The organism is Pseudomonas sp. SCT (genome assembly GCF_003864275.1).
In the GTDB taxonomy this organism is placed as follows: domain Bacteria; phylum Pseudomonadota; class Gammaproteobacteria; order Pseudomonadales; family Pseudomonadaceae; genus Stutzerimonas; species Stutzerimonas stutzeri_AE.
Window position 1 is genome coordinate 22,853 of sequence record NZ_BDJA01000011.1, and the last position, 25,429, is coordinate 48,281.

21 protein-coding genes and 2 tRNA genes are annotated in these 25,429 nt (G+C 60.5%); 21 read left to right on the forward strand and 2 right to left on the reverse strand.

What is annotated here, in order from left to right; translation table 11 throughout:
- Positions 1–27 precede the first annotated feature (27 nt).
- Positions 28–1,701 (reverse strand): DNA repair protein RecN, encoded by a 1,674-nt coding sequence (gene recN, locus BHD08_RS21265; protein ID WP_125024819.1) that lies wholly within the window; start codon positions 1,699–1,701, stop codon positions 28–30.
- 203 nt (positions 1,702–1,904) lie between these two features.
- Between recN and grpE the strand changes: the two genes are divergently transcribed.
- From grpE to BHD08_RS23095, 8 genes are all read left to right on the forward strand, one after another.
- Positions 1,905–2,474 carry a nucleotide exchange factor GrpE gene (gene grpE, locus BHD08_RS21270; RefSeq protein WP_125024821.1) on the forward strand — a complete coding sequence of 190 codons (570 nt, stop codon included), beginning with the start codon at positions 1,905–1,907 and terminating at the stop codon, positions 2,472–2,474.
- Between the two features lie 99 nt (positions 2,475–2,573).
- Positions 2,574–4,487 carry a molecular chaperone DnaK gene (gene dnaK, locus BHD08_RS21275; protein ID WP_015275874.1) on the forward strand — a complete coding sequence of 638 codons (1,914 nt, stop codon included), beginning with the start codon at positions 2,574–2,576 and terminating at the stop codon, positions 4,485–4,487.
- 122 nt (positions 4,488–4,609) lie between these two features.
- A complete protein-coding gene (gene dnaJ, locus BHD08_RS21280; protein ID WP_106157718.1) occupies positions 4,610–5,740 on the forward strand; it encodes a molecular chaperone DnaJ in 1,131 nt (376 codons plus the stop codon).
- A gap of 76 nt (positions 5,741–5,816) precedes the next feature.
- Positions 5,817–6,623, forward strand: coding sequence for a 4-hydroxy-tetrahydrodipicolinate reductase (gene dapB, locus BHD08_RS21285; RefSeq protein ID WP_125024823.1), 807 nt, complete (start codon positions 5,817–5,819; stop codon positions 6,621–6,623).
- Between the two features lie 216 nt (positions 6,624–6,839).
- Positions 6,840–7,988 (forward strand): glutamine-hydrolyzing carbamoyl-phosphate synthase small subunit, encoded by a 1,149-nt coding sequence (gene carA, locus BHD08_RS21295; RefSeq protein ID WP_125024825.1) that lies wholly within the window; start codon positions 6,840–6,842, stop codon positions 7,986–7,988.
- Positions 7,989–8,160: 172 nt separating this feature from the next.
- Entirely contained in the window at positions 8,161–11,382 is a 3,222-nt protein-coding gene (gene carB, locus BHD08_RS21300) for a carbamoyl-phosphate synthase large subunit (RefSeq protein ID WP_015275878.1), read from the forward strand.
- On the forward strand, positions 11,379–11,855 hold the full coding sequence (greA, locus tag BHD08_RS21305) for a transcription elongation factor GreA (RefSeq protein WP_015275879.1): 477 nt from the start codon (positions 11,379–11,381) through the stop codon (positions 11,853–11,855). The genes carB and greA overlap by 4 nt, the downstream gene beginning before the upstream one ends.
- Positions 11,833–12,264 (forward strand): DUF4149 domain-containing protein, encoded by a 432-nt coding sequence (locus BHD08_RS23095; protein ID WP_177412707.1) that lies wholly within the window; start codon positions 11,833–11,835, stop codon positions 12,262–12,264. Before greA ends, BHD08_RS23095 begins: the two co-directional genes overlap by 23 nt.
- A 35-nt stretch (positions 12,265–12,299) precedes the next feature.
- Here BHD08_RS23095 and BHD08_RS21315 read toward each other — a convergent pair whose 3' ends face one another.
- Positions 12,300–12,611, reverse strand: coding sequence for a YhbY family RNA-binding protein (locus BHD08_RS21315; protein ID WP_015275881.1), 312 nt, complete (start codon positions 12,609–12,611; stop codon positions 12,300–12,302).
- Between the two features lie 541 nt (positions 12,612–13,152).
- Between BHD08_RS21315 and ftsH the strand changes: the two genes are divergently transcribed.
- From ftsH to rpsO, 13 genes are all read left to right on the forward strand, one after another.
- On the forward strand, positions 13,153–15,063 hold the full coding sequence (ftsH, locus tag BHD08_RS21320) for an ATP-dependent zinc metalloprotease FtsH (protein ID WP_041756476.1): 1,911 nt from the start codon (positions 13,153–13,155) through the stop codon (positions 15,061–15,063).
- Between the two features lie 164 nt (positions 15,064–15,227).
- Complete coding sequence (gene folP / locus BHD08_RS21325) at positions 15,228–16,079, forward strand: dihydropteroate synthase (protein ID WP_015275883.1); 852 nt, start codon at positions 15,228–15,230, stop codon at positions 16,077–16,079.
- A gap of 10 nt (positions 16,080–16,089) precedes the next feature.
- Positions 16,090–17,427 carry a phosphoglucosamine mutase gene (gene glmM, locus BHD08_RS21330; RefSeq protein WP_015275884.1) on the forward strand — a complete coding sequence of 446 codons (1,338 nt, stop codon included), beginning with the start codon at positions 16,090–16,092 and terminating at the stop codon, positions 17,425–17,427.
- A 65-nt stretch (positions 17,428–17,492) separates the two neighbouring features.
- On the forward strand, positions 17,493–18,248 hold the full coding sequence (tpiA, locus tag BHD08_RS21335) for a triose-phosphate isomerase (protein ID WP_125024827.1): 756 nt from the start codon (positions 17,493–17,495) through the stop codon (positions 18,246–18,248).
- 4 nt (positions 18,249–18,252) lie between these two features.
- Positions 18,253–18,636, forward strand: coding sequence for a preprotein translocase subunit SecG (secG, locus tag BHD08_RS21340; RefSeq protein WP_041756478.1), 384 nt, complete (start codon positions 18,253–18,255; stop codon positions 18,634–18,636).
- 7 nt (positions 18,637–18,643) lie between these two features.
- A tRNA-Leu gene (locus tag BHD08_RS21345) sits at positions 18,644–18,729 on the forward strand.
- A gap of 96 nt (positions 18,730–18,825) precedes the next feature.
- Positions 18,826–18,902: transfer RNA gene (locus BHD08_RS21350), tRNA-Met, on the forward strand.
- A gap of 127 nt (positions 18,903–19,029) precedes the next feature.
- Entirely contained in the window at positions 19,030–19,488 is a 459-nt protein-coding gene (gene rimP / locus BHD08_RS21355) for a ribosome maturation factor RimP (RefSeq protein WP_015275886.1), read from the forward strand.
- Between the two features lie 47 nt (positions 19,489–19,535).
- Positions 19,536–21,017 (forward strand): transcription termination factor NusA, encoded by a 1,482-nt coding sequence (nusA, locus tag BHD08_RS21360; protein WP_015275887.1) that lies wholly within the window; start codon positions 19,536–19,538, stop codon positions 21,015–21,017.
- Positions 21,018–21,045: 28 nt separating this feature from the next.
- A complete protein-coding gene (gene infB, locus BHD08_RS21365; RefSeq protein ID WP_015275888.1) occupies positions 21,046–23,547 on the forward strand; it encodes a translation initiation factor IF-2 in 2,502 nt (833 codons plus the stop codon).
- A gap of 102 nt (positions 23,548–23,649) precedes the next feature.
- Positions 23,650–24,039, forward strand: a complete 390-nt coding sequence (rbfA, locus tag BHD08_RS21370) for a 30S ribosome-binding factor RbfA (protein WP_011914371.1) — start codon at positions 23,650–23,652, stop codon at positions 24,037–24,039.
- Between the two features lie 2 nt (positions 24,040–24,041).
- Positions 24,042–24,959, forward strand: coding sequence for a tRNA pseudouridine(55) synthase TruB (gene truB, locus BHD08_RS21375; RefSeq protein WP_015275889.1), 918 nt, complete (start codon positions 24,042–24,044; stop codon positions 24,957–24,959).
- Between the two features lie 114 nt (positions 24,960–25,073).
- The gene (gene rpsO, locus BHD08_RS21380; RefSeq protein WP_003293213.1) at positions 25,074–25,343 is read left to right on the forward strand and encodes a 30S ribosomal protein S15; all 270 of its coding nucleotides are present in this window, start codon (positions 25,074–25,076) and stop codon (positions 25,341–25,343) included.
- The last annotated feature ends 86 nt before the right edge of the window (positions 25,344–25,429 follow it).

The following is a 25,429-nucleotide window of genomic DNA, read 5'->3' on the forward strand; positions in this document are numbered from 1 at the left end:
CGCCTTTTTTGTGCCTGTCAGCCGGGCTCAAGCCTGGGCGGAGGTGACCATCTGCCGTGCATGCGCCAGCGATTGTTCGGTAAGGTCGACGCCGCCGAGCATTCGGGCGATCTCCTCGACACGGCCGTTCTGATCCAGTTCGGCGACGGCCGTGCGGGTTTCATCTGCCCCGCGAGCCTTGTGCACGAACAGGTGGTGATGCCCTTGGGCGGCGACCTGCGGTAGGTGGGTTACGGTCAGTACCTGTCCGCGTTCGCCGAGGCGGCGCAGCAGTTGCCCAACGATCTCCGCGGTGGGGCCGCCGATGCCAACGTCGACTTCGTCGAATACCAGCGTCGGTACGTGAGACGTCTGAGCGGTGATGACCTGGATCGCCAGGCTGATGCGTGATAACTCACCGCCCGAGGCGACCTTGGCTAGCGGTCGCAGTGGCTGGCCTGGGTTTGCGCTGACCAGAAACTCCACCTGTTCGAACCCGTAGGGCATCAGTTCGCCTTCGACTGCGGGCTTGAGCTGCACGCTGAATCTGCCACCGGGCATGCCGAGGCGCTGGATCTCAACTTCCACCGCGCTTGCCAGCTGATCCGCCGCGGCCTGGCGCATGCGGCTGAGCTCGCTGGCTTTTTCTTCATAGTGCCGGGCGTAGGCCGCCAGCTCTTCGCCGAGTCGTTCGACTGCTTCGTCGTCGGCGTTGAGCCCTTCGAGTTCTTCCAGCAGTTGCTGATGCAGCGAAGGTAGCTCGGAGGGTTGGACGCGGTGCTTGCGGGCAAGGGTGTAGATGGTGTCCAGGCGCTCCTCCAGCGTCTGCTGCCGCTCGGGATCGGCGTCGAAATGATCGACGAAACGGTTGAGTTCGCCGATGGCTTCTTCGACCTGAATCTGCGCGCTCGCCAGTAAGTTGACCGCTTCGCTGAGGGCTTGCGGCTGGTTCTGGAAAGCCGTCAGACGTTGCAGGCTGCTGGTCAGCGCCGACAGCACGTTACCGGCATCGCTTTCGCTGCACAGCTCCATGACCTGACGGCAGGCGCCGAGCAGTTGCTCGGCGTTGGCGAGGTTCCTGTGTTCCTGCTCCAGTTGCTCCAGCTCGTTTTCGCCAAGCGCGAGATTTTCCAGTTCTTCGAGCTGGTAGCTGAGCAGCTGATGACGGGCGCGTTGTTCGTCGCCGCTGTTACTCAGTCGTTCCAGCGTCTGGCGGGTCTGTCGCCAGCGTTGCGCAGCCAGTTGTACCTGGCGCGCCAGTTCCTGGCTGCCGCTGAACTCATCGAGCAGGCGTCGGTGGGTGTCCGTCTTCAGCAGCGACTGATGCTCGTGCTGGCTGTGAATGTCGATCAGGAGCTCGCCCAGCGCCTTGAGATCACCCTGGGGGCAGGGCGTGCCATTGATGTAGCCGCGCGAGCGCCCTTCGGCCGTGATCACTCGCCGCAGGATGCAGGGGCCGTCGTTGTCCATGTCGCGCTCGGCGAGCCAGGTGCGGGCATCGGGAATGTCCTCCAGATCGAAGCTGGCAAGGATGTCGGCTTTGTCGGCGCCGATGCGCACCACGCTGCTGTCGGCACGGTCGCCCAGCGTCAGGCCGAGGGCATCGAGCATGATCGATTTGCCTGCGCCGGTTTCACCGCTGATGACGCTCATGCCGCGTTTCAGCTCGAGGTCGAGATGCTCGACGATGGCGTAGTTGTGTACCGACAGATGAACCAGCATGGCAAGGCTCCCGATATTTGCGTGGCTGGCTATTTATACAGTGGTTTTCCTTGCAGCTACAAGCGCGAGTGGATGAATGTGCGGTCGCTCGTCATTTCGCGCGCTGCACTTTGCTCCGCGCCCCTTGAAGCCGGTTTTCGCGCCCCCATATAGCGGCACAAGCGCGGGTTTGCTGCCCGCTGATCGTATAGAGAGGAGGACTCATGGCCGACGAGCAGAACCTGGATAACCAGAACCCGGAAACGCCCGAGCATTCGGAAGCGGACGTAGCCGAGGACCTGGCTGCACGCGTGCAATCGCTGGAAGAGCAGCTGGCAGCGGCGCAGGACCAGTCCCTGCGCGTGGCGGCGGAGCTGCAGAACATCCGTCGGCGCGCCGAACAGGATGTCGAGAAGGCCCACAAGTTTGCGCTGGAGAAGTTCGCTGGTGACCTGTTGGCGGTTGCCGACAGCCTTGAGCGTGGACTTGAGTTGTCCAGCCCCGATGATGATGCGGTCAAGTCGATGCGTGAAGGCGTCGAGCTCACCCTCAAGCTACTGCTGGACACCCTTGCGCGTCACCAGCTCGAGCAGCTCGATCCGCATGGCGAGCCGTTCAACCCTGAGCATCACCAGGCCATGGCCATGGAAGAGAGCACCCATGTCGAGCCGGGCAGTGTGCTCAAGGTGTTCCAAAAAGGTTACCTGCTCAACGGTCGCCTGCTGCGTCCGGCGATGGTCGTCGTCAGCAAGGCGCCCGCCGATGCGCCGCCTTCGATTGATGAGAAGGCTTGAAATCCGGTTGCCGACCCCCATCTGGTAGCCAAGCGTTTTTGTGTTACCCGCAGCCGGTAAAACAGGCGCGGACCAATCGAAATTTGGAGAGCGAATTAAATGGGCAAGATCATTGGTATCGACCTGGGAACCACCAACTCCTGCGTCTCGATTCTGGAAAACGGCAAGGCCAAGGTTATTGAGAACGCCGAAGGCGGCCGTACCACTCCGTCGATCATCGCGTATGCGAACGACGGCGAAATCCTGGTTGGCCAGTCGGCCAAGCGCCAGGCAGTGACCAACCCGCACAACACCCTGTATGCGGTGAAGCGTCTGATCGGTCGTCGCTTTGACGAAGACGTCGTGCAGAAAGACATTCAGATGGTCCCTTACAAGATCGTCAAGGCCGACAACAGCGACGCCTGGGTCGAGGTGAATGGCCAGAAAATGGCGCCGCCGCAGATCTCCGCTGAAATTCTGAAAAAGATGAAGAAGACTGCCGAGGATTACCTCGGTGAGCCGGTGACCGAGGCGGTGATCACCGTTCCGGCCTACTTCAACGACAGCCAGCGTCAGGCCACCAAGGATGCCGGACGCATCGCCGGTCTGGACGTCAAGCGCATCATCAACGAACCGACCGCGGCTGCGCTGGCTTACGGCATGGACAAGGCCAAGGGCGACCACACCGTAATCGTTTATGACCTGGGCGGCGGTACCTTCGATGTTTCGGTGATCGAGATCGCCGAAGTCGATGGCGAGCACCAGTTCGAAGTACTGGCCACCAACGGCGACACTTTCCTCGGCGGTGAGGACTTCGACATCCGCTTGATCGACTACCTCGTCGACGAATTCAAGAAAGAAAGCGGCATGAACCTCAAGGGTGACCCGCTGGCGATGCAGCGCCTGAAGGAAGCGGCCGAGAAGGCCAAGATCGAGCTGTCCTCCAGCCAGCAGACCGACGTCAACCTGCCGTACATCACCGCCGACGCCACCGGGCCGAAGCACCTGAACGTGAAGATCTCCCGTGCCAAGCTGGAGGCGCTGGTCGAGGATCTGGTGCAGCGCACCATCGAGCCTTGCCGCATCGCGCTGAAGGATGCCGGCGTCGACGTTTCGAAGATCGACGACGTGATCCTGGTCGGTGGTCAGACTCGTATGCCGCTGGTGCAGCAGAAGGTCGCCGAGTTCTTTGGCAAGGAAGCACGCAAGGACGTCAACCCGGACGAAGCCGTAGCCATGGGCGCTGCCATTCAGGGCGCGGTTCTGGCTGGTGACGTCAAGGACGTGCTGCTGCTCGACGTATCGCCGCTGACGCTGGGTATCGAGACCCTCGGTGGCGTGATGACTCCGCTGATCGAGAAGAACACCACCATCCCGACCAAGAAGTCGCAGGTGTTCTCCACTGCCGACGACAACCAGAGCGCGGTGACCATTCACGTGCTGCAGGGTGAGCGCAAGCAGGCAACCGGTAACAAGTCGCTGGGCCGCTTCGACCTGGCCGAGATCCCGCCAGCGCCGCGAGGCATGCCGCAGATCGAGGTCACCTTCGACATCGACGCCAACGGCATCCTGCACGTGTCCGCCAAGGACAAGGCTACTGGCAAGCAGCAGTCCATCGTGATCAAGGCCAACTCGGGTCTGTCCGAGGAAGAAATCGAGCAGATGGTGCGCGACGCCGAGGCGAATGCCGAGGAAGACCGCAAGTTCGAGGAGTTGGCGACTGCGCGTAACCAGGGCGACCAGCTGGTGCATGCCACTCGCAAGATGCTCGTCGAGGCTGGTGACAAGGCCAGCGATGACGACAAGGCTGCCATCGAGAAGGCGCTGGGCGAGCTGGAGCTGGCCATTAAGGGCGACGACAAGGCCGAGATCGAAGCGAAGATCGCTGCCGTCTCCCAGGCTTCCACTCCGGTCGCGCAGAAGATGTACGCCGAGCAGGCTCAGGCGGGCGAAGGTCAGCCGGCCGACGAGCAGGGCAAGCCGGGTGACGACGTGGTCGACGCCGAGTTCGAAGAGGTCAAGGACAACAAGTAAGCCCTGGCTTGCTTCCGCTCCAGCCCGTCCCGACTTCCTTCGGGCGGGCCCGACCGCTGCGCGGGGGCTTGCTCCCGCGTCGGCGTGTCTGGAAGGCATGAAATTGAGGGTTCAGGATAGTTATGGCCAAACGCGATTTTTATGAGGTGCTGGGCGTCGAGCGCGGCGTCAGCGAGGCGGAGCTGAAAAAGGCTTACCGGCGCCTCGCGATGAAGCATCACCCGGACCGCAATCCGGGCGACAAGGCTGCCGAGGAAGCTTTCAAGGAGGCCAACGAGGCCTACGAAGTACTTTCCGATCCGAGCAAGCGTGCTGCCTACGATCAGTACGGGCATGCCGGCGTCGATCCGCAGATGGGTGCTGGCGCAGCGGGCGCCGGCTATGGCGGAGCGAACTTCTCCGACATTTTCGGCGACGTATTCAGTGATTTCTTCAGTGGCGGTCGTGGCGGCGGACGTGGCGGCGCGCAGCGCGGCAGCGATCTGCGCTACACGCTGGAGCTCGACCTGGAAGAGGCGGTGCGCGGCACCACGGTGACCATCCGTGTGCCGACGCTGGTTGAGTGCAAGACCTGCGATGGCTCCGGTGCGAAGAAGGGCACCAGTCCGGTGACCTGTACCACCTGTGGCGGCATCGGTCAGGTGCGCATGCAGCAGGGCTTCTTCTCGGTGCAGCAGACCTGCCCACGCTGCCATGGCAGTGGCAAGATGATTTCCGACCCGTGCGGCAGCTGCCATGGGCAGGGGCGCGTCGAAGAACAGAAGACACTCTCGGTCAAGGTTCCGCCAGGCGTTGATACCGGCGACCGCATTCGCCTGTCCGGTGAGGGGGAGGCGGGCACTCAGGGTGGTCCGGCCGGCGATCTGTATGTCGTGGTCAATGTGCGCGAGCATGCGATCTTCCAGCGCGATGGCAAACATCTGTACTGCGAAGTGCCGATCAGCTTTGCCGATGCGGCACTGGGTGGTGAGCTGGAAGTGCCGACCCTGGATGGTCGCGTCAAGTTGAAGATCCCCGAAGGCACGCAGACCGGCAAACAGTTCCGCCTGCGCGGCAAGGGTGTCGCGCCCGTTCGCGGCGGTGCCGCGGGCGACCTGATGTGCCGCGTGGTGGTCGAAACGCCAGTCAACCTGAGCAAGCGCCAGCGCGAGATGCTTGAGGAGTTCCGTGGCACCCTGCAGGGCGACACTTCTCATTCACCCAAGGCCAGCGGCTGGTTCGAGGGTGTGAAGCGCTTTTTCGGCGATGTATGACAAGGGCTGCGGGTGGCGGGCGACAGGCTGCATGCCTTCGTCTGCTGTCTGAGGCCCACAGCCTGGAGCTGATTTGATGCGACGTATTGCAGTGACCGGCGCCGCCGGGCGCATGGGCAAGACCCTGATCGAGGCGGTCCAGCAGACCGGCGGCGCGGCCGGCCTGACGGCAGCCATCGATCGACCGGACAGTACGCTTGTCGGTGCAGATGCCGGTGAGCTGGCAGCCATCGGTCGTCTTGGGGTGCCGCTGACAGGTGAGCTTGCTCGAGCCGTCGATGAGTTCGACGTGCTGATCGATTTCACCCACCCCTCGGTGACCCTGAAGAATCTGGAGGTCTGTCGGCGCGCCGGCAAGGCCATGGTGATTGGCACCACCGGCTTCTCGCCGGAAGAAAAGGAGCGCCTAGCCGCGGCGGCCAGAGAAATCCCGATCGTCTTTGCGGCCAACTTCAGTGTTGGCGTCAATCTGTGCCTCAAGCTGCTGGATACGGCGGCGCGGGTGCTGAGTGACGATGTGGATATCGAGATCATCGAGGCACATCACCGGCACAAGGTGGACGCGCCTTCGGGGACCGCCCTGCGCATGGGCGAAGTCATCGCCGAGGCGCTGGGGCGTGACCTGCAGAAGGTTGCGGTGTACGGCCGCGAGGGGCAGACGGGGGCGCGTCAGCGTGAAACCATCGGCTTCGCCACGGTGCGTGCAGGGGATGTGGTTGGTGATCACACCGTGCTGTTCGCCGCAGACGGCGAGCGCGTCGAAATCACTCACAAGGCCTCCAGTCGCATGACCTTCGCCAAGGGGGCAGTGCGTGCCGCGCTCTGGTTGGATGAGAGGCCCGCTGGGCTTTATGACATGCAGGATGTGCTTGGTCTGAAATGAGTTTTTGCGCCGCTTGGCAGCGCGGTGCTCGTTCCGGGTGCGCTTGTCGGGCATTTTGGCTGGACCCTAAACAGGGTTTTCTGTAAGCTACTCGCTTTAGTGTGTCCACTAAAAGTTGCGCAGAAATGAATCAAACAAAAAGCGGGATGACCTTCACACGTCATCCCGCTTTTTTACAATCTGCGTCTGCTCCAGCCTTGATCTACGGGAGGTCTCTTGACTAAGCCAGCCCTTACGCCAGCCATTCTGGCTCTTGCCGATGGCAGCATCTTTCGCGGCGAATCCATCGGCGCCGATGGGCAAACCATTGGTGAGGTGGTGTTCAACACCGCCATGACCGGCTATCAGGAAATCCTCACCGATCCTTCCTACGCCAAGCAGATCGTTACGCTCACCTACCCTCATGTTGGCAATACCGGCACGACGCCGGAAGATGCCGAGTCCTGGAAAGTCTGGGCTGCGGGTCTGGTTATTCGCGACCTGCCGCTGATTTCCAGCAACTGGCGCGACAAGCAACCCCTGCCCGACTACCTCAAGGCCAATGGCACCGTTGCCATCGCTGGCATCGATACTCGCCGCCTGACCCGTATCCTGCGTGAGAAGGGTGCGCAGAACGGCTGCATCTTGGCTGGTAGCGATGCGACCGAAGAGAAAGCGCTGGAGCTGGCGCGCAGTTTCCCCGGCCTCAAGGGCATGGATCTGGCCAAGGAAGTCAGCGTCAAGGAGCGTTACGAGTGGCGCTCCAGCGTTTGGTGCCTGAAGGATGACGGCCATGCCGAGATTCCCGCCAGCGAGCTGCCCTACCACGTCGTCGCCTTCGACTACGGTGTGAAGTACAACATCCTGCGCATGCTGGTCGCCCGCGGGTGCCGCGTCACCGTGCTGCCCGCACAGACGCCTGCCAGCGAAGCCCTGGCGCTCAATCCGGACGGCATCTTCCTGGCCAATGGGCCGGGTGACCCCGAGCCGTGCGACTACGCCATCAAAGCGATTCAGGAAGTGCTCGAGACCGACATTCCGGTATTCGGTATCTGCCTCGGTCACCAGCTGCTGGCGCTGGCCTCCGGTGCCAAGACCGTGAAGATGCCCAACGGCCACCATGGCGCGAACCATCCGGTTCAGGATCTGAAGACCGGCGTGGTGATGATTACCAGCCAGAACCATGGCTTTGCCGTGGACGAGGCGAGCCTGCCGGCCAATGTGCGCGCGACGCACAAGTCGCTGTTCGACGGCACTCTGCAGGGTATCGAGCGTACCGACAAGGCTGCCTTCAGCTTCCAGGGCCACCCGGAAGCGAGTCCTGGCCCGCACGACGTCGCGCCGCTGTTCGACCGTTTCATCGAAACCATGGCCAAGCGACAGTAAACGAGTCGTCTTGAGAGTGTAGCGAGCGCGGTCTGGGCAAGGCGCCCGGAACGCAACGACGAGACAGTACAGGTAGTACGGCGAGGAAGTGAGACCGCGCAACGCAGCCCAGGCGGCGCGCAGTAACTCTAAAGATGACTCGCCGACTGACCTAAGGATTCGAGTAACGAAAATGCCAAAACGTACAGATATCAAAAGCATCCTCATCCTCGGCGCCGGCCCCATCGTCATTGGCCAGGCCTGCGAGTTCGATTACTCCGGTGCTCAGGCTTGCAAGGCGCTGAAGGAGGAAGGCTTCCGCGTCATCCTGGTGAACTCCAACCCGGCCACCATCATGACCGACCCGTCGATGGCGGATGCCACCTACATCGAGCCGATCAAGTGGGCCACTGTGGCCAAGATCATCGAAAAGGAGCGCCCTGACGCGCTGCTGCCGACCATGGGTGGCCAGACCGCGCTGAACTGCGCACTGGACCTGGAAAAGCATGGCGTGCTGGCGAAGTTCGGCGTCGAAATGATCGGCGCCAATGCCGACACCATCGACAAAGCCGAAGATCGTTCGCGCTTCGACAAGGCGATGAAGGACATCGGCCTGGCCTGTCCGGTATCCGGCATCGCGCACAACATGGAAGAAGCCTATGGCGTCCTCGACAAGGTCGGCTTCCCCTGCATCATCCGTCCGTCGTTCACCATGGGCGGCACCGGCGGCGGCATCGCCTACAACCGTGAAGAGTTCGAAGAGATCTGTGCCCGCGGCCTCGATCTGTCACCGACCAGTGAGCTGCTGATCGACGAGTCGCTGATCGGCTGGAAGGAATACGAGATGGAAGTGGTCCGCGACAAGAAGGACAACTGCATCATCGTCTGCTCCATCGAAAACTTCGATCCGATGGGCGTGCACACCGGCGACTCCATCACTGTCGCCCCGGCGCAGACCCTGACCGACAAGGAATACCAGATCCTGCGTAACGCCTCCTTGGCGGTGCTGCGCGAGATCGGCGTGGAAACCGGCGGCTCCAACGTGCAGTTCGGCATCTGCCCGAACACCGGGCGCATGGTGGTGATCGAGATGAATCCGCGGGTGTCGCGTTCTTCGGCACTGGCTTCCAAGGCCACGGGCTTCCCGATCGCCAAGATCGCGGCGAAGCTGGCTGTGGGTTATACCCTCGACGAACTGTCCAACGACATCACTGGTGGTCGCACCCCGGCATCGTTCGAGCCGGCCATCGACTATGTCGTTACCAAGATCCCGCGTTTCGCCTTCGAGAAATTCCCCAAGGCTGATGCCCGCCTGACCACCCAGATGAAGTCGGTCGGTGAAGTAATGGCCATCGGCCGCACCTTCCAGGAGTCCATGCAGAAAGCCCTGCGTGGTCTGGAAGTTGGTGCTACCGGTTTCGATCCGAAGCTGAATCTGGCTGATGCCGAAGCTGAGAGCACTCTCAAGCGCGAGCTGACCGTGCCGGGCGCCGATCGCATCTGGTTCGTTGCCGATGCGTTCCGTGCCGGTAAAACGGTCGCCGAAGTGTTCGAGCTGACCCGGATTGACGAGTGGTTCCTGGTGCAGATCGAGGATCTGGTCAGGGACGAGGAACACGTCAAGACACTGGGTCTGTCCAGTATCGACCGTGATCTGATGTACAAGCTCAAGCGCAAGGGTTTCTCCGATGCGCGTCTGGCCAAGCTGCTGGGCGTCACCGAGAAGAACCTGCGCAGCCACCGCCACAAGCTCAAGGTGCTGCCGGTCTATAAGCGCGTCGATACCTGCGCCGCCGAGTTCGCCACCGACACGGCTTACATGTATTCGACCTACGAGGAAGAGTGCGAGGCCAACCCGTCGAGCCGCGAGAAAATCATGATCCTCGGCGGTGGGCCCAACCGTATCGGCCAGGGTATCGAGTTCGACTATTGCTGCGTGCACGCCGCGCTGGCGATGCGTGAGGACGGTTACGAGACCATCATGGTCAACTGCAACCCGGAAACCGTCTCCACCGATTACGACACCTCGGATCGCCTGTACTTCGAACCGGTAACCCTGGAAGACGTACTGGAAATCGTCCGTGTCGAGCAGCCCAAGGGCGTGATCGTGCAGTACGGCGGCCAGACCCCGCTGAAAATCTGCCGTGCGCTGGAAGAGGCGGGCGTGCCGATCATCGGTACCAGTCCGGACGCGATCGACCGCGCTGAAGACCGTGAGCGTTTCCAGCAGATGGTGCAGCGTCTGAATCTGCGCCAGCCGCAGAACGCCACCGCGCGCAGCGAAGAAGAAGCCATCGCCGCCTCCAAGGCGATCGGTTATCCGCTGGTGGTGCGTCCGTCCTACGTGCTGGGCGGCCGCGCGATGGAGATCGTCTACGAGGAAGAAGAGCTCAAGCGCTACATGCGTGAAGCGGTGCAGGTGTCCAACGACAGCCCGGTGCTGCTGGATCACTTCCTCAACTGCGCCATTGAAGTGGATATCGACGCCGTGTGCGACGGTACCGATGTCGTCATCGGCGGCATCATGCAGCACATCGAGCAGGCCGGTGTTCACTCCGGCGACTCGGCGTGTTCGTTGCCGGCCTACTCGCTGCCGCAGCACATTCAGGACGAGATCCGCGATCAGGTGCGCAAGATGGCCCTGGAGCTCGACGTGATCGGCCTGATGAACGTGCAGATGGCCGTGCAGGGCGAGGACATCTACGTGCTCGAGGTCAATCCGCGTGCTTCGCGTACCGTGCCATTCGTATCCAAGTGCATCGGCGAATCGCTGGCCAAGGTCGCGGCGCGCGTGATGGCGGGCAAGACGCTCAAGGAAATCGGCTTCACTCGCGAAATCATCCCGACCTACTACAGCGTCAAGGAAGCGGTATTCCCGTTCGCCAAGTTCCCTGGCGTCGATACCATTCTTGGCCCGGAAATGAAGTCCACCGGTGAGGTGATGGGTGTCGGCGACAGCTTCGCCGAAGCGTTCGCCAAGGCTCAGCTGGGAGCCAGCGAAATCCTGCCGACCTCAGGCTGCGCGTTCCTCAGTGTGCGTGAAGACGACAAGCCCTACGTCGAACAGGTGGCCCGCGATCTGGTCGGCCTCGGTTTCGAAGTGGTGGCTACCGCCGGTACTGCGCGCATCATCGAAGCGGCAGGGCTGCCGGTGCGTCGCGTGAATAAGGTGACCGAAGGTCGTCCTCATGTGGTCGACATGATCAAGAATGACGAAGTCACCTTGGTCATCAACACCACCGAGGGGCGTCAATCCATCGCCGATTCGTATTCCATTCGTCGCAACGCCCTGCAGCACAAGATCTGCATCACCACCACCATCGCGGGCGGTCAGGCGATCTGTGAGGCGCTCAAGTTTGGTCCCGAGAAGACCGTGCGCCGGCTACAGGATCTCCATGCAGGAATCAAGGCATGACAAAATTCCCAATGACCATCCAGGGCGCTCGCGCCCTGGAAGACGAACTCAAGCATCTGAAGACCGTGCTGCGACCACAGATCACTCAGGCAATCGCCGAGGCGCGGGAGCTGGGTGATCTCAAGGAAAACGCCGAGTACCATGCCGCGCGCGAGCAGCAGGGTATGGTCGAGGCGCGTATCCGCGACATCGAGGGCCGCCTGCAGAACGCTCAGGTCATCGATATCGCCAACATCACGCCCACCGGCAAAGTGATTTTCGGCACCACGGTGGATATCGCCAACGTCGAAACCGACGAGCAGGTGACTTATCAGATCGTCGGCGACGATGAAGCCGATATCAAGCAGGGCAAGCTGTCGGTAAGTTCGCCGATTGCGCGCGCGTTGATTGGCAAGGAAGAAGGCGACGTTGTGGCCGTCAAAACGCCCAGCGGGCTGATCGAGTACGAGATTGTCGAGGTCCGTCATATCTGATCGGCAGCCCGCACGGGCCGGCATCATCACTTGGCAGCTGGCCCAGACGTTCTGGGTTGGCGGCCTGTGGCTGCTGCAGTTCATGGTCTTGCCTGCCCTCGGGCGTATCGGACTGGCGCCGTTGTTGGTCGAGGAAATCGCAGGCAGCCTGAAGCCATTGCTCGTCGGCTTCGCTGCGTTCTGTAGTGCGCTACAGGCGCTGGTGCTGGTTCAGGTGACGGGGCTGCGCGGCTTGTGGCGCGATGTGCGGGGGCAACTGTTGCTGGCGGTGGGGCTGCTGGCGGGTAGTCAATTGCTGATGCAGGCGGGTTGGTTCGAATCGCTCTACTGGGCCAGCTTCAGCTATTTGGTCATGGCGCTGTGTGGCTTGATGCTGGTCTTGCAGCCGGCTCCGGGGCGCGAGCACTGACCTTGCGCGGCAGACCTCGGTCTGCCGCAGCGATTTCAAGCCTGGAAGCGGTGAATGTTGGACAGTTGCTTGTTCGGTTTCGGGTTTTTGCGATACACCAGTGCCATCTTGCCGATTGCCTGCACCAATTCGCACTTTGCGATCTTGCACAGTTCTTCCATCAGGGCGCGGCGGTCCTCTCGCTCGGTGATGCGGAACTGGATCTTGATCAGTTCATGATCATTCAAGGCTCGCTCGAGCTCGGCTTGAACGCCTTCGGTCAAACCGTTATCGGCCACGATCAGAACCGGCTTCAGGTGGTGACCGATGGATTTGTACTGTTTCTTTTGCTCGTTGGTGAGCGGCATATTTCGACCCTTGCGTCAGAAGCCTTGAAAATGGCGGCTAGTGTACCCGACAGGTTAAAGGTCGCCCAGCGGAGGCATCGGCCGGGCACATTCCGGTGTCAGCTGGTCTGCCCTGGCGCAGCGCACGGTTAGCTTGGCGCTGCGCATATGCGAGACGGCGTATTCGGCGAGTAAGGCATGGGCCTTGTGATTTCCAGCGTGGCCCCAATATCGGTGTAAGAATGCTTAATTGCTGTGGTGTTTAAGGGCGCGAAGCCATTCATTTCGATTCTTGAACGTGCTCCGCTGTACGCGTCAGTTCGATAGTAGTTTGTAGTGGAGGCGTTGCGTGCGGTGCAGAACGCCGGGTTTCGCGGTCTATCGGGACAGGCTTCAGTCGAATGGACGGCCGCGCAGGACAAGGGCTACGCTGTTTCATAGGGTTACAGACCGGCTGCCAGTTTCAGTGCGTTGTGTAGTAAGTTAGGCCGAGCAACCAATCGGCCGTCATGCGGGCCCGCAGACAACGGGTTTGCTCCAGAGGGTAGTTAATTTGAACGACATGGCAAAAAACCTGATCTTGTGGCTGATCATCGCCGCCGTCCTGGTCACGGTGATGAACAACTTCTCCAGCCCGAGCGAGCCGCAGACGCTGAACTACTCGGATTTCCTCGAGCAGGTCAAGCAGGGGCGCGTCGAACGCGTAACGGTCGACGGCTTCGTCATCATCGGCAAGCGCAGCGAGGGCGATACCTTCAAGACCATTCGTCCGGCAATTCAGGACAATGGCCTGATCGGCGATCTGCTCGACAACAACGTGCTGATCGAAGGCAAGCAGCCCGAACAGCAGAGCATCTGGACTCAGCTGCTGGTGGCGAGCTTTCCGATTCTCGTGATCATTGCGGTGTTCATGTTCTTCATGCGCCAGATGCAGGGTGGCGCGGGTGGTAAAGGTGGTCCCATGAGCTTCGGCAAGAGCAAGGCGCGCCTGCTCTCGGAAGATCAGGTCAAGACCACTTTTGCTGACGTGGCCGGCTGTGATGAGGCCAAGGAAGAAGTGCACGAATTGGTCGAGTTCCTCCGTGATCCGGGCAAATTCCAGCGTCTGGGTGGCCGCATTCCACGCGGCGTGCTGATGGTTGGCCCGCCCGGTACTGGCAAGACCCTGCTGGCCAAGGCTATCGCCGGCGAGGCCAAGGTGCCGTTCTTCACCATTTCCGGCTCGGACTTCGTGGAAATGTTCGTCGGTGTCGGCGCCAGCCGCGTACGCGACATGTTCGAGCAGGCTAAGAAGCACGCGCCGTGCATCATCTTCATCGACGAGATCGACGCCGTCGGCCGTCATCGTGGCGCCGGCCTCGGCGGTGGGCACGATGAGCGCGAGCAGACGCTGAACCAGCTGCTGGTCGAAATGGACGGCTTCGAGATGAATGACGGCATCATCGTCATTGCTGCGACCAACCGTCCCGATGTGCTGGATCCGGCATTGTTGCGCCCAGGTCGTTTCGATCGCCAGGTTGTAGTCGGTCTGCCGGACATTCGTGGCCGTGAGCAGATTCTCAAGGTGCACATGCGCAAGGTTCCGATAAGCGAGAACGTCGAGCCTGCGGTGATTGCCCGTGGTACTCCGGGTTTCTCCGGTGCCGATCTGGCCAACCTGGTGAACGAGGCATCATTGTTCGCTGCGCGCTCCAACAAGCGCATCGTGGAAATGCGCGAGTTCGAACTGGCCAAGGACAAGATCATGATGGGCGCCGAGCGCAAATCCATGGTCATGTCCGAAAAGGAGAAGCTCAATACGGCCTATCACGAGGCCGGCCATGCCATCGTCGGTCGTGTGGTGCCTGAGCACGACCCGGTGTACAAGGTTTCCATCATTCCCCGTGGGCGGGCGCTGGGCGTCACCATGTTCCTGCCGGAAGAGGATCGCTACAGCCTGTCGAAGCGGGCGCTAATCAGTCAGATATGTTCGCTGTTTGGTGGCCGGATCGCTGAAGAGATGACGCTGGGTTTCGAAGGTGTCACTACTGGTGCGTCGAACGACATCATGCGCGCCACGCAATTGGCGCGGAACATGGTCACCAAGTGGGGGTTGTCGGAAAAGCTCGGGCCGTTGATGTATGCCGAAGAGGAAGGCGAGGTCTTTCTCGGTCGCAGCGCCGGCAGTCAGCACTCCAACGTCTCTGGAGAGACGGCCAGGCTGATCGATGAGGAAGTACGCAGCATCATCGATCACTGCTATGGCACAGCCAAGCAGATCCTGACCGACAACCGCGACAAGCTGGACATGATGGCTGAGGCGCTGATGAAGTACGAAACCATCGATGCGCCGCAGATCGACGACATCATGGCTGGGCGTACGCCGCGTGAGCCGCGTGATTGGGAAGGCGGCTCGGGAGCTTCCGGCACGCCGGTCGTTCCAGATGACAGTCGTCCGCAAACCCCTATCGGTGGGCCGGCTGGCGAGCACTGAGATCGCCGTCCTGCGGGTTTGCCGCTTGCAGAGTAGATGGCTGTAACCAGAAGGGGCGCATAGGCGCCCCTTCTGGTGTAAATTGTTCACCCCGTTGTGCCATGGTGGTGCAATCGGATGGACGCCCGTTTAGAGCGTCCGGCCTGAACGCTCAAGGCTTGTGAATGATAGATTCGTTTTCTCCCTCTCGGCTGGTGTGTGGCAGCCGGGTTCTTGATCTATCCCGTCCGCATGTGATGGGGATTCTCAACGTCACTCCCGATTCCTTCTCCGATGGTGGTCGCTTCGCCGGGCTTGATGCCGCTCTTCGGCACGCGGAGGCCATGGCTGCAGCCGGGGCTACGCTGATCGACGTTGGTGGTGAGTCCACGCGCCCGGGTGCGCGCGCCGTGTCGCCGACCGAGGAGCTGGAACGGGTGGCGCCAATCGTTGAGGCGGTCGCTCGCGAACTGGACGTGGTGGTTTCAGTGGATACTTCCACTCCCGCGGTTATTCGCGAAAGCGCTCGCCTGGGTGCCGGACTGATCAATGATGTGCGCTCGTTGCAGCGCGATGGTGCGCTGGACGCAGCTGCTGACACCGGCTTGCCAGTCTGCCTGATGCACATGCGAGGTGAGCCGGGTGACATGCAGGTCGATCCGCATTACGAAGATGTCACGTCCGAGGTCTGTTCCTTTCTCGAGCAGCGCATGGCGGCCTGTGCCGCCGTTGGTATCCCGCTCGAACGGATAGTTCTTGATCCCGGCTTCGGGTTTGCCAAGACGCTGACCCATAATCTGGTGCTGTTCCGGCATATGGAGGCGCTTCACCGTCTCGGTCGTCCGTTGCTGGTCGGCGTGTCTCGCAAGAGCATGGTGGGGGCGGTTTTGGGGCGCCCGGTTGATCAGCGCTTGTACGGCAGTTTGGCGCTTGCTGCACTGGCAGTGAGCAAAGGCGCTCGGATAGTTCGCGTTCACGATGTCGCCGAGACGGTTGATGTAGTTCGAATGATTGCTGCAGTGCAGGCGGCGGAATAGGGAAGACACCATGACTAGAAAGTATTTCGGCACCGATGGTATCCGTGGGCACGTCGGGCAGGCTCCGATCACTCCGGACTTCATGCTCAAACTGGGATGGGCAGCTGGCATGGCCTTTCGCAAACAGGGAAAGTGCCGGATTCTTATTGGCAAGGACACGCGTATCTCGGGCTACATGTTCGAGTCAGCATTGCAGGCGGGATTGTCCGCAGCTGGCGCGGACGTACTCTTGCTTGGGCCTATGCCGACACCCGCAGTCGCCTATCTGACGCGTACCTTCCATGCTGAGGCGGGCATCGTGATCAGTGCCTCGCACAATCCGCATCACGATAACGGAATCAAGTTTTTTTCCGGTCGCGGCACCAAGCTTCCCGATGAAGTTGAGCTGATGATCGAGGAGTTGATCGATGCGCCGATGACCGTGGTCGAGTCGGCCCAGCTGGGCAAGGCGTCGCGTATCAATGATGCGGCAGGGCGTTACATCGAATTCTGCAAGAGCAGCGTGCCGACCAGCACGGATTTCTCCGGGCTGAAGCTGGTGATCGACTGCGCACATGGTGCGACCTACAAGGTTGCACCCAGCGTATTCCGTGAGCTGGGTGCCGAAGTGGTCGTGATAGGTGCGCAGCCGGACGGTCTGAATATCAATGCCGATGTTGGATCCACTCATGTCGGTCAGCTGCAGAAGGCGGTCGTCGATCATGGGGCGGATCTTGGCATCGCCTTCGATGGCGATGGTGATCGGGTGATGATGGTCGATCACACCGGCGCCGTGGTTGATGGCGACGAACTGCTTTACATCATCGCAACCGATCTGCAGGAGCGCGATCGGCTTTCCGGCGGAGTGGTGGGCACGCTAATGAGTAACCTCGGGCTCGAGCTTGCTCTCAAGGCGCGCGACATCCCGTTCACTCGGGCAAAGGTTGGCGATCGCTATGTGATTGCGGAAATGCTCGATCGCTCATGGGTTCTGGGTGGCGAGAACTCCGGGCATATCGTTTGTGCGCAGCACACTACTACGGGCGATGCGATTATTGCGGCTTTGCAGGTGGTTCTGGCGCTTCGTCGACGCGGGCAAACACTCGCCCAGGAGCGGTTGGCGTGGCACAAGTGTCCTCAGGTGCTGATCAATGTGCGTTTCTCCGGGGATCGGGATCCCATATCCCATCCGAGCGTGCAGGCTGCTTGCGACAGTGTTACCGAGCGTATGGCGGGGCGAGGTAGGGTGCTTCTGCGCAAGTCCGGGACCGAGCCGCTGGTGCGGGTGATGGTCGAGGGCGATGACGAAACTCAGGTGCGGGGTATGGCAGAAGAGCTCGCCAAGATCGTTACTGAAGTTTGTGCGTAATCGCGCTTGCCAGAGCGTTTTCTGTTGAGTAACATCTGCGCCCACTTTGACCGATGAGGTAAAGCATGCGTCGCCCCATGGTAGCTGGTAACTGGAAGATGAACGGTACCCGCGCTAGCGTCGCAGAGCTTATCGAGTCTCTCCGTATGCAGGCATTGCCTGTAAGTGTCGAGATTGCGGTGTTCCCCTCCTGTCTGCATGTCGCTCAGGTTTTGGGTGGTGTCGATAGCAAGCATGTTGCCGTCGGAGCCCAGGACTGTGCAGCGCAGAACGGCTTCGGGGCGCTGACCGGCGAAGTGTCAGCCGAGCAGTTTGCTGAGGTTGGTTGTGAGTGGGTTCTGGTTGGTCACTCGGAGCGTCGCCTGGTTCTAGGTGAGACGGATGAAGTGGTCAGTCGCAAGTTTTTGGCGGCGCAGGTAGGTGGTTTGAAACCTGTGCTGTGTTTGGGTGAAACGCTCGAGGAGCGTGAGGCTGGTCGGACGCTGGAAGTGGTCGGGCGCCAGTTGGCGCAAGTGCTGGATGATCATGGTATTGCAGTTTTCGAATCGGCGGTCATCGCTTACGAGCCTGTTTGGGCGATTGGTAGTGGCTTGACCGCGACCCCTGAGCAGGCCCAGGAAGTACATGCTGCCATACGCGAGCAGCTGTCGCGTCAAGATCGCCAAGTCGCCGCAGGCGTTAGGCTTTTGTACGGCGGTAGCGTCAAGGCGGACAACGCCGCTGAGCTGTTCTCAATGGCGGATATTGACGGGGGGCTGGTTGGTGGGGCCTCTCTGAAAGCGAATGAATTTGGTGCGATCTGTCGCGCCGCGGGGAACTGATCAGATGTTGCAGACTGTCGTGATTGTGGTGCATCTGCTGGTTGCTCTGGGTGTTGTTGCGCTGGTGCTTCTGCAGCAGGGCAAGGGTGCGGATGCTGGTGCTTCTTTTGGTTCGGGTGCTTCGGCAACTGTTTTCGGAAGCCAAGGTTCTGCTACCTTTTTGAGTCGTCTTACTGCTATACTTGCCGGCGTTTTTTTCGTGACTAGTCTCGGCTTGGCGTTCTTCGCGAAGCAGCAGGCTGATCAGTTGTCTCAGGCGGGGTTGCCGGATCCAGCGGTACTGGAAGTCCCGGTCAGCAAGCCAGCGGTAGAAGATGTGCCTGTGCTCGAGCAGCGCAAGCCGGCAGATACTGCTAGTGATCTGCCTGAGGTAGAAAAAGGGCAATAAGCTTTTTGCCGAGGTGGTGGAATTGGTAGACACGCTACCTTGAGGTGGTAGTGGCCATAGGCTGTAGGGGTTCGAGTCCCCTCCTCGGTACCAAACAAGCAGGCCCGCCTAGTGCGGGCTTTCTTGTGTTTTAAGGGTTTTAAGTTGACCTGTATTAGGCGCGAGTCGTATAATTCGTGCCCAGTTTGACGCGGGGTGGAGCAGTCTGGTAGCTCGTCGGGCTCATAACCCGAAGGTCGTTGGTTCAAATCCAGCCCCCGCAACCAGTCAATAAAGAGCCCCTGTACAGGGGCTTTTTATTAGCTTGAGGCCAGGTCGCCGGCATTTACAGGCGGTCAAAGGGATGGGCGTTTCGCCCATTTTTCATTTGTACAGCATGCGCGAGGGACTTCGATGTCGAGCAAGCTAGAACAGTTGCAGGCCTTGTTGGCCCCGGTGGTTGAGGCGCTTGGCTATCAGTGCTGGGGTATTGAGTTCATTTCCCAGGGGCGGCATTCACTGCTGCGAGTCTATATCGACCATGCCGATGGCATCCTCATCGACGACTGCGAGAAGGTCAGCCGTCAATTGAGTGGTGTGCTCGACGTGGAAGATCCGATCAGTGTGGATTACACCCTTGAGGTTTCTTCTCCCGGTATGGATCGGCCCCTGTTCACCATTGAGCAGTACACCGCCCATGTCGGTGATCAGGTAAAAATAAAGCTGCGCTCGCCCTTCGAGGGCAGGCGCAATTTCCAGGGTCTTCTCCGTGGGGTGGAAGAGCAGGATGTCGTGGTGCTGGTAGATGACCATGAGTATCTGCTGCCGATCGACATGATCGATAAGGCCAACATCATTCCCCGTTTTGACTGAGAACGGATCCCGCGGACCCCAATGGATTGCGAAAGGCGAGGCGTACGATGAGCAAAGAAGTACTGCTGGTTGTGGAGTCGGTGTCCAATGAAAAGGGCGTACCGGCTAGTGTGATTTTCGAAGCGCTGGAGCTGGCCTTGGCCACGGCTACCAAGAAGCGTTACGAAGACGAAGTTGATCTGCGTGTGGAAATCAATCGCCAGAACGGCAGTTACGAAACGTTCCGTCGCTGGACCGTGGTCGATGATGAGCATTTCGATGATCCAGCCCATCAGCTGGCTCTGGATCAGGCTCAGGAACGCAATCCTGACGCCAAGCTCGGAGATGTGTTCGAAGAGAAGATCGAGTCGATCGAATTCGGCCGTATCGCCGCGCAGACCGCCAAACAGGTGATCGTGCAGAAGGTCCGCGAGGCCGAGCGCGCGCAGGTGGTAGAAGCCTACCGCGATCGTTTGGGCGAGATCATTTCCGGTACGGTCAAAAAAGTTACCCGCGACAGCGTAATCGTCGATCTGGGCAACAACGCCGAAGCATTGCTTGCCCGAGAAGACATCATCGCGCGTGAGACCTTCCGCGTTGGTGCTCGTGTCCGCGCGCTGCTCAAGGAGATCCGCACCGAGAATCGTGGGCCGCAGCTGATTCTGTCGCGTACCGCGCCGCAGATGCTGATCGAGCTGTTCCGTATTGAAGTACCGGAAATTGCCGAGGGCCTCATCGAGGTCATGGGTGCGTCTCGTGATCCTGGCTCGCGGGCCAAGATCGCCGTTCGCTCCAAGGACAAGCGCATCGATCCGCAGGGCGCCTGCATCGGTATGCGTGGTTCGCGCGTACAGGCAGTCTCCGGCGAAATTGGTGGCGAGCGAGTGGATATCGTCCTCTGGGACGAGAACCCCGCGCAGCTGGTCATCAACGCGATGGCGCCTGCTGAAGTTGCGGCGATCATCGTCGACGAAGATGCCCATGCGATGGATATCGCAGTCGCCGAGGATAATCTGGCGCAAGCGATCGGCCGTGGCGGTCAGAACGTTCGGCTGGCCAGTCAGCTGACTGGTTGGACGCTCAATGTCATGACCGAAGCGGACATCCAGGCCAAACAGCAGGAAGAAACTGGCGACATCCTGCGCAACTTCATCGACGAGCTTGACGTTGACGAAGAGCTGGCGCAGGTGCTGGTTGAAGAGGGCTTCACCTCCCTCGAAGAGATTGCCTATGTCCCCATGGAGGAAATGCTTGGCATCGAAGGCTTCGACGAAGACATCGTCAATGAGCTGCGTACGCGGGCCAAAGATCGCCTGCTGACCAAGGCCATCGCCAACGAGGAGAAGCTTGCGGATGCTCAGCCGGCTGAAGATCTGCTGGCACTCGATGGCATGGATAAAGAACTGGCGGTCGAGTTGGCCGTGCGGGGAGTCATCACCCGCGAAGACCTGGCCGAGCAGTCGATAGACGATCTGCTCGACATAGACGGCATCGATGAAGAGCGTGCCGGCAAGCTGATCATGGCCGCCCGAGCCCATTGGTTCGAGTAAGTAATTAGCGGCCTGAGGAGAGAAATGCATGACGCAAGTCACGGTGAAAGAACTGGCCCAGGTGGTCGACACACCGGTCGAGCGACTGCTTCAGCAGATGCGTGAGGCAGGACTGTCGCACACCAGCGCCGAGCAAGTAGTGACCGATAACGAGAAACAGGCCCTGTTGGCCCATTTGAAAAGCACCCACGGGGCGAAAGTGGACGAGCCGCGCAAGATTACCTTGCAGCGCAAGACCACTACCAAGCTCAAGGTGGGTGGCAGCAAGACCATCAGCGTCGAAGTGCGCAAGAAGAAAACCTTCGTCAAGCGCAGCGCCGAAGAAATCGAAGCGGAGCAGCGCCGCGAGCTCGAAGAGCAGCGTGCGGCGGAAGAAGCTGCCCGTCTGAAGGCGGAGCAGGAAGCGCGCGCGCGTGCCGAGGAAGAGGCTCGCCGTAAGGCCGAGTCGAACCAGCCGCAGGCCGACGTGACCGCCCCGGCCGCAGTCGAGCCGGTGGTCAATGCAGAGCCGACACCGGCCGCAGTCGAGCCTGCCGCTCCTGCACCGGAGCGCAAGAAAGAAGAGCCGCGTCGTGTCGAGAAGCCACGCAGCGACGATGACGAGCGTCGTGATCGCAAGCATGCGCAGCATCGCCCGTCGCTCAAGACCAAGGCTCCATTGGCGCGTACCGTACGTACCGGCGAAGACGAGGCCGATGGCTTCCGTCGCGGTGGTCGTGGCAAGTCCAAGCTCAAGAAGCGTAACCAGCATGGGTTCCAGAGCCCAACAGGACCTGTCGTGCGCGAAGTGTCGATTGGCGAGACCATCACTGTGGCTGAGCTGGCCCAGCAGATGTCGGTTAAAGCGGCCGAAGTCATCAAGTTCATGTTCAAGATGGGCTCGCCTGTCACCATCAACCAGGTGCTGGATCAGGAAACTGCTCAGCTGGTTGCCGAAGAGCTGGGCCACAAGGTCAAGCTGGTCAGCGACAACGCCCTGGAAGAGCAGCTGGCCGAGCTGCTGAAGTTCGAAGGCGAGTCGGTCTCGCGTGCGCCGGTCGTGACCGTGATGGGTCACGTCGACCACGGTAAGACCTCGCTGCTCGACTACATCCGCCGCGCCAAGGTTGCAGTCGGCGAAGCCGGCGGTATTACCCAGCACATCGGTGCTTATCACGTCGAAACCGAGCGGGGCATGGTCACGTTCCTCGATACCCCTGGTCACGCTGCGTTTACCGCCATGCGTGCTCGTGGTGCCAAGGCGACCGATATCGTGATCCTCGTGGTTGCTGCCGATGACGGTGTAATGCCGCAGACGCAGGAAGCCGTCCAGCACGCCAAGGCTGCCGGCGTTCCGATCGTGGTAGCGGTGAACAAGATCGACAAGCCGGATGCCAACCCGGACAACATCAAGAATGGCCTGGGTGCACTTGACGTGATCCCGGAAGAGTGGGGTGGCGACACCCCGTTCATTCCGGTCTCCGCGAAAATGGGTACCGGCGTCGATGAGCTGCTCGAAGCCGTTCTGCTGCAGGCCGAACTGCTCGAACTCAAGGCCACGCCTTCGGCGCCTGGTCGCGGTGTGGTAGTCGAATCGCGTCTGGACAAGGGGCGTGGCCCGGTTGCCACTGTGCTGGTTCAGGACGGTACGCTGCGTCAGGGCGATATGGTGCTGTGCGGCGTCAACTTCGGTCGCGTTCGCGCCATGCTCGACGAAAACGGCAAGCCTGTTAAGGAAGCCGGCCCGTCGATTCCGGTCGAGATCCTCGGCCTGGATGGTACGCCGGAAGCCGGTGACGACCTCACCGTTGTGGCCGACGAGAAGAAGGCCCGTGAAGTTGCCCTGTTCCGCCAGGGCAAGTTCCGCGAAGTGAAACTGGCTCGCGCCCATGCCGGCAAGCTGGAAAACATCTTCGAGACCATGGGTCAGGACGAGAAGAAGACGCTCAACATCGTGCTCAAGGCGGACGTACGCGGCTCGCTCGAGGCGCTGCAGGGCTCGCTCAACGGCCTGGGTAACGACGAAGTGCAGGTTCGTGTGGTCGGCGGCGGTGTCGGTGGTATCACCGAGTCCGATGCCAACCTGGCGCTGGCCTCCAACGCCGTGCTGTTCGGCTTCAACGTCCGTGCCGATGCTGGTGCGCGCAAGATCGTCGAGGCCGAAGGCCTGGATATGCGCTACTACAACGTCATCTACGACATCATCGAGGACGTCAAGAAGGCGCTCACCGGTATGCTCGGCAGCGACGTTCGCGAGAACATCCTCGGCATCGCCGAAGTACGTGACGTGTTCCGTTCGCCGAAGTTCGGCGCGATTGCCGGTTGTATGGTCACCGAGGGTATGGTGCACCGCAATCGTCCGATCCGCGTCCTGCGCGACGACGTAGTCATCTTCGAGGGCGAGCTGGAGTCGCTGCGTCGCTTCAAGGATGACGTTGCAGAAGTCCGCGCTGGCATGGAATGCGGTATCGGCGTGAAGAGCTACAACGACGTCAAGGTCGGCGACAAGATCGAAGTGTTCGAGAAGGTCGAAGTGGCGCGTTCGCTGTAAGCAAGCGTCAATCTGAAAGCTGGGAGCAAGGAGTCGGTGATCGCCTGGGTGCGGTTACCGCTTCGAGCTTCCAGCTTTCGGCTTTTAATCGGGTAGAAATTTATGGCCAAAGAATTCAGTCGTACCCAGCGTATCGGCGATCAGATGCAGCGCGAGTTGGCGCTGCTTATTCAGCGTGAGATCAAGGATCCGCGTCTGGGCCTGATTACCATCACCGCGGTCGACGTCAGTCGCGATCTGTCCCATGCAAAGATCTTCATCACGATCATGGGGCAGGACGACGATCAGGAAGCAATCAAGGGCAACCTGCGCATCCTCAACGATGCTGCCGGATTCCTGCGCATGCAGCTGGGCAAGAGCATGAAGCTGCGTACTGTTCCGCAGCTGCACTTCAACTACGACGCGAGCATTCGTCGCGGTGTCGAGCTGAGCTCGCTGATCGAGCGTGCGGTGGCGGAAGATCGCAAGCACAGCGACGAGCGCGGAGAATAAGCGTGGCACAGGTCAAGCGTGTACGGCGCAACGTCAACGGTATCATCCTGCTCGACAAGCCGCGTGGGTTCACCTCCAATGCGGCCTTGCAGAAGGTTCGCTGGCTGCTGAATGCGGAGAAGGCCGGACATACCGGGAGTCTCGATCCGCTCGCCACAGGTGTGTTGCCGCTGTGTTTTGGAGAGGCGACCAAGTTCTCGCAGTACCTGCTGGACGCGGACAAGGCTTACGAAACGGTCATGCAGCTTGGGGTCACCACGACCACCGCCGATGCCGAAGGCGAGGTCCTGGAGCGCAAGCCGGTCGCGGTCACCGTCGAACAGCTGGAGGCGCTGCTGCCGCAGTTTCGTGGTGACATCCTGCAGGTGCCGCCGATGTATTCGGCGCTCAAGCGGGACGGCCAGCCGCTGTACAAACTGGCGCGTGCCGGAGAGGTGGTGGAGCGCGAGCCGCGTTCTGTTAATATTGCGCGCTTGGAGTTGCTCTCGCTCGAAGGCGATAAGGCACGCCTCGCCGTTTCATGCAGCAAAGGCACCTATATCCGGACGCTGGTCGAAGACCTTGGTCATTTGCTTGGTTGCGGTGCGCATGTTGCCGAGCTGCGACGAACTCAGGCCGGACCGTTCGACCTTTCGCAGACGGTGACGCTCGAGACCCTTGAGCAGCTGCACAGCGAGGGTGGCGCCGAGGCGTTGGATGCGCTTTTGCAGCCGGTAGATAGCGGGCTTGAGCATTGGCCGCTGTTGCAGCTGTCCGAGCACAGCGCTTATTACTGGCTGCACGGACAGCCGGTGCGGGCCCCGGAAGCTCCCAAGTACGGCATGGTGCGTGTGCAAGATAACAATGGTCGCTTCATCGGTATCGGTGAAGTGAGCGAAGACGGGCGCATCGCGCCACGTCGGTTGATTCGGTCGGAATGACCGTTACGCAGCGCGTTCGCGCGTTGCGTCAGAGGGTGGCTGTCAGCAGGCACGGTCATTTCTCTTTATTAAACACGGGATGATTCCCGGCCTGTTCACTCAAGGAGTCCTATCATGGCACTGAGCGTTGAAGAAAAAGCCCAGATCGTTAACGAGTACAAGCAAGCTGAAGGCGATACCGGTTCTCCGGAAGTGCAGGTAGCCCTGCTGACCGCCAACATCAACAAGCTGCAGGACCACTTCAAGGCCAACGGCAAAGACCACCACTCGCGTCGTGGTCTGATCCGTATGGTTAACCAGCGCCGCAAGCTGCTGGATTACCTGAAGGGTAAGGACACCACTCGTTACAGCACCCTGATCGGTCGTCTGGGTCTGCGTCGCTAAGACGCGCCCGCGCTGGAAGCCGGAAGCTGGAAGCCTGAAGTTGAAAGTGGGATATCCCTCGATCAGCTTCGGTCTTCCAGCTTTTG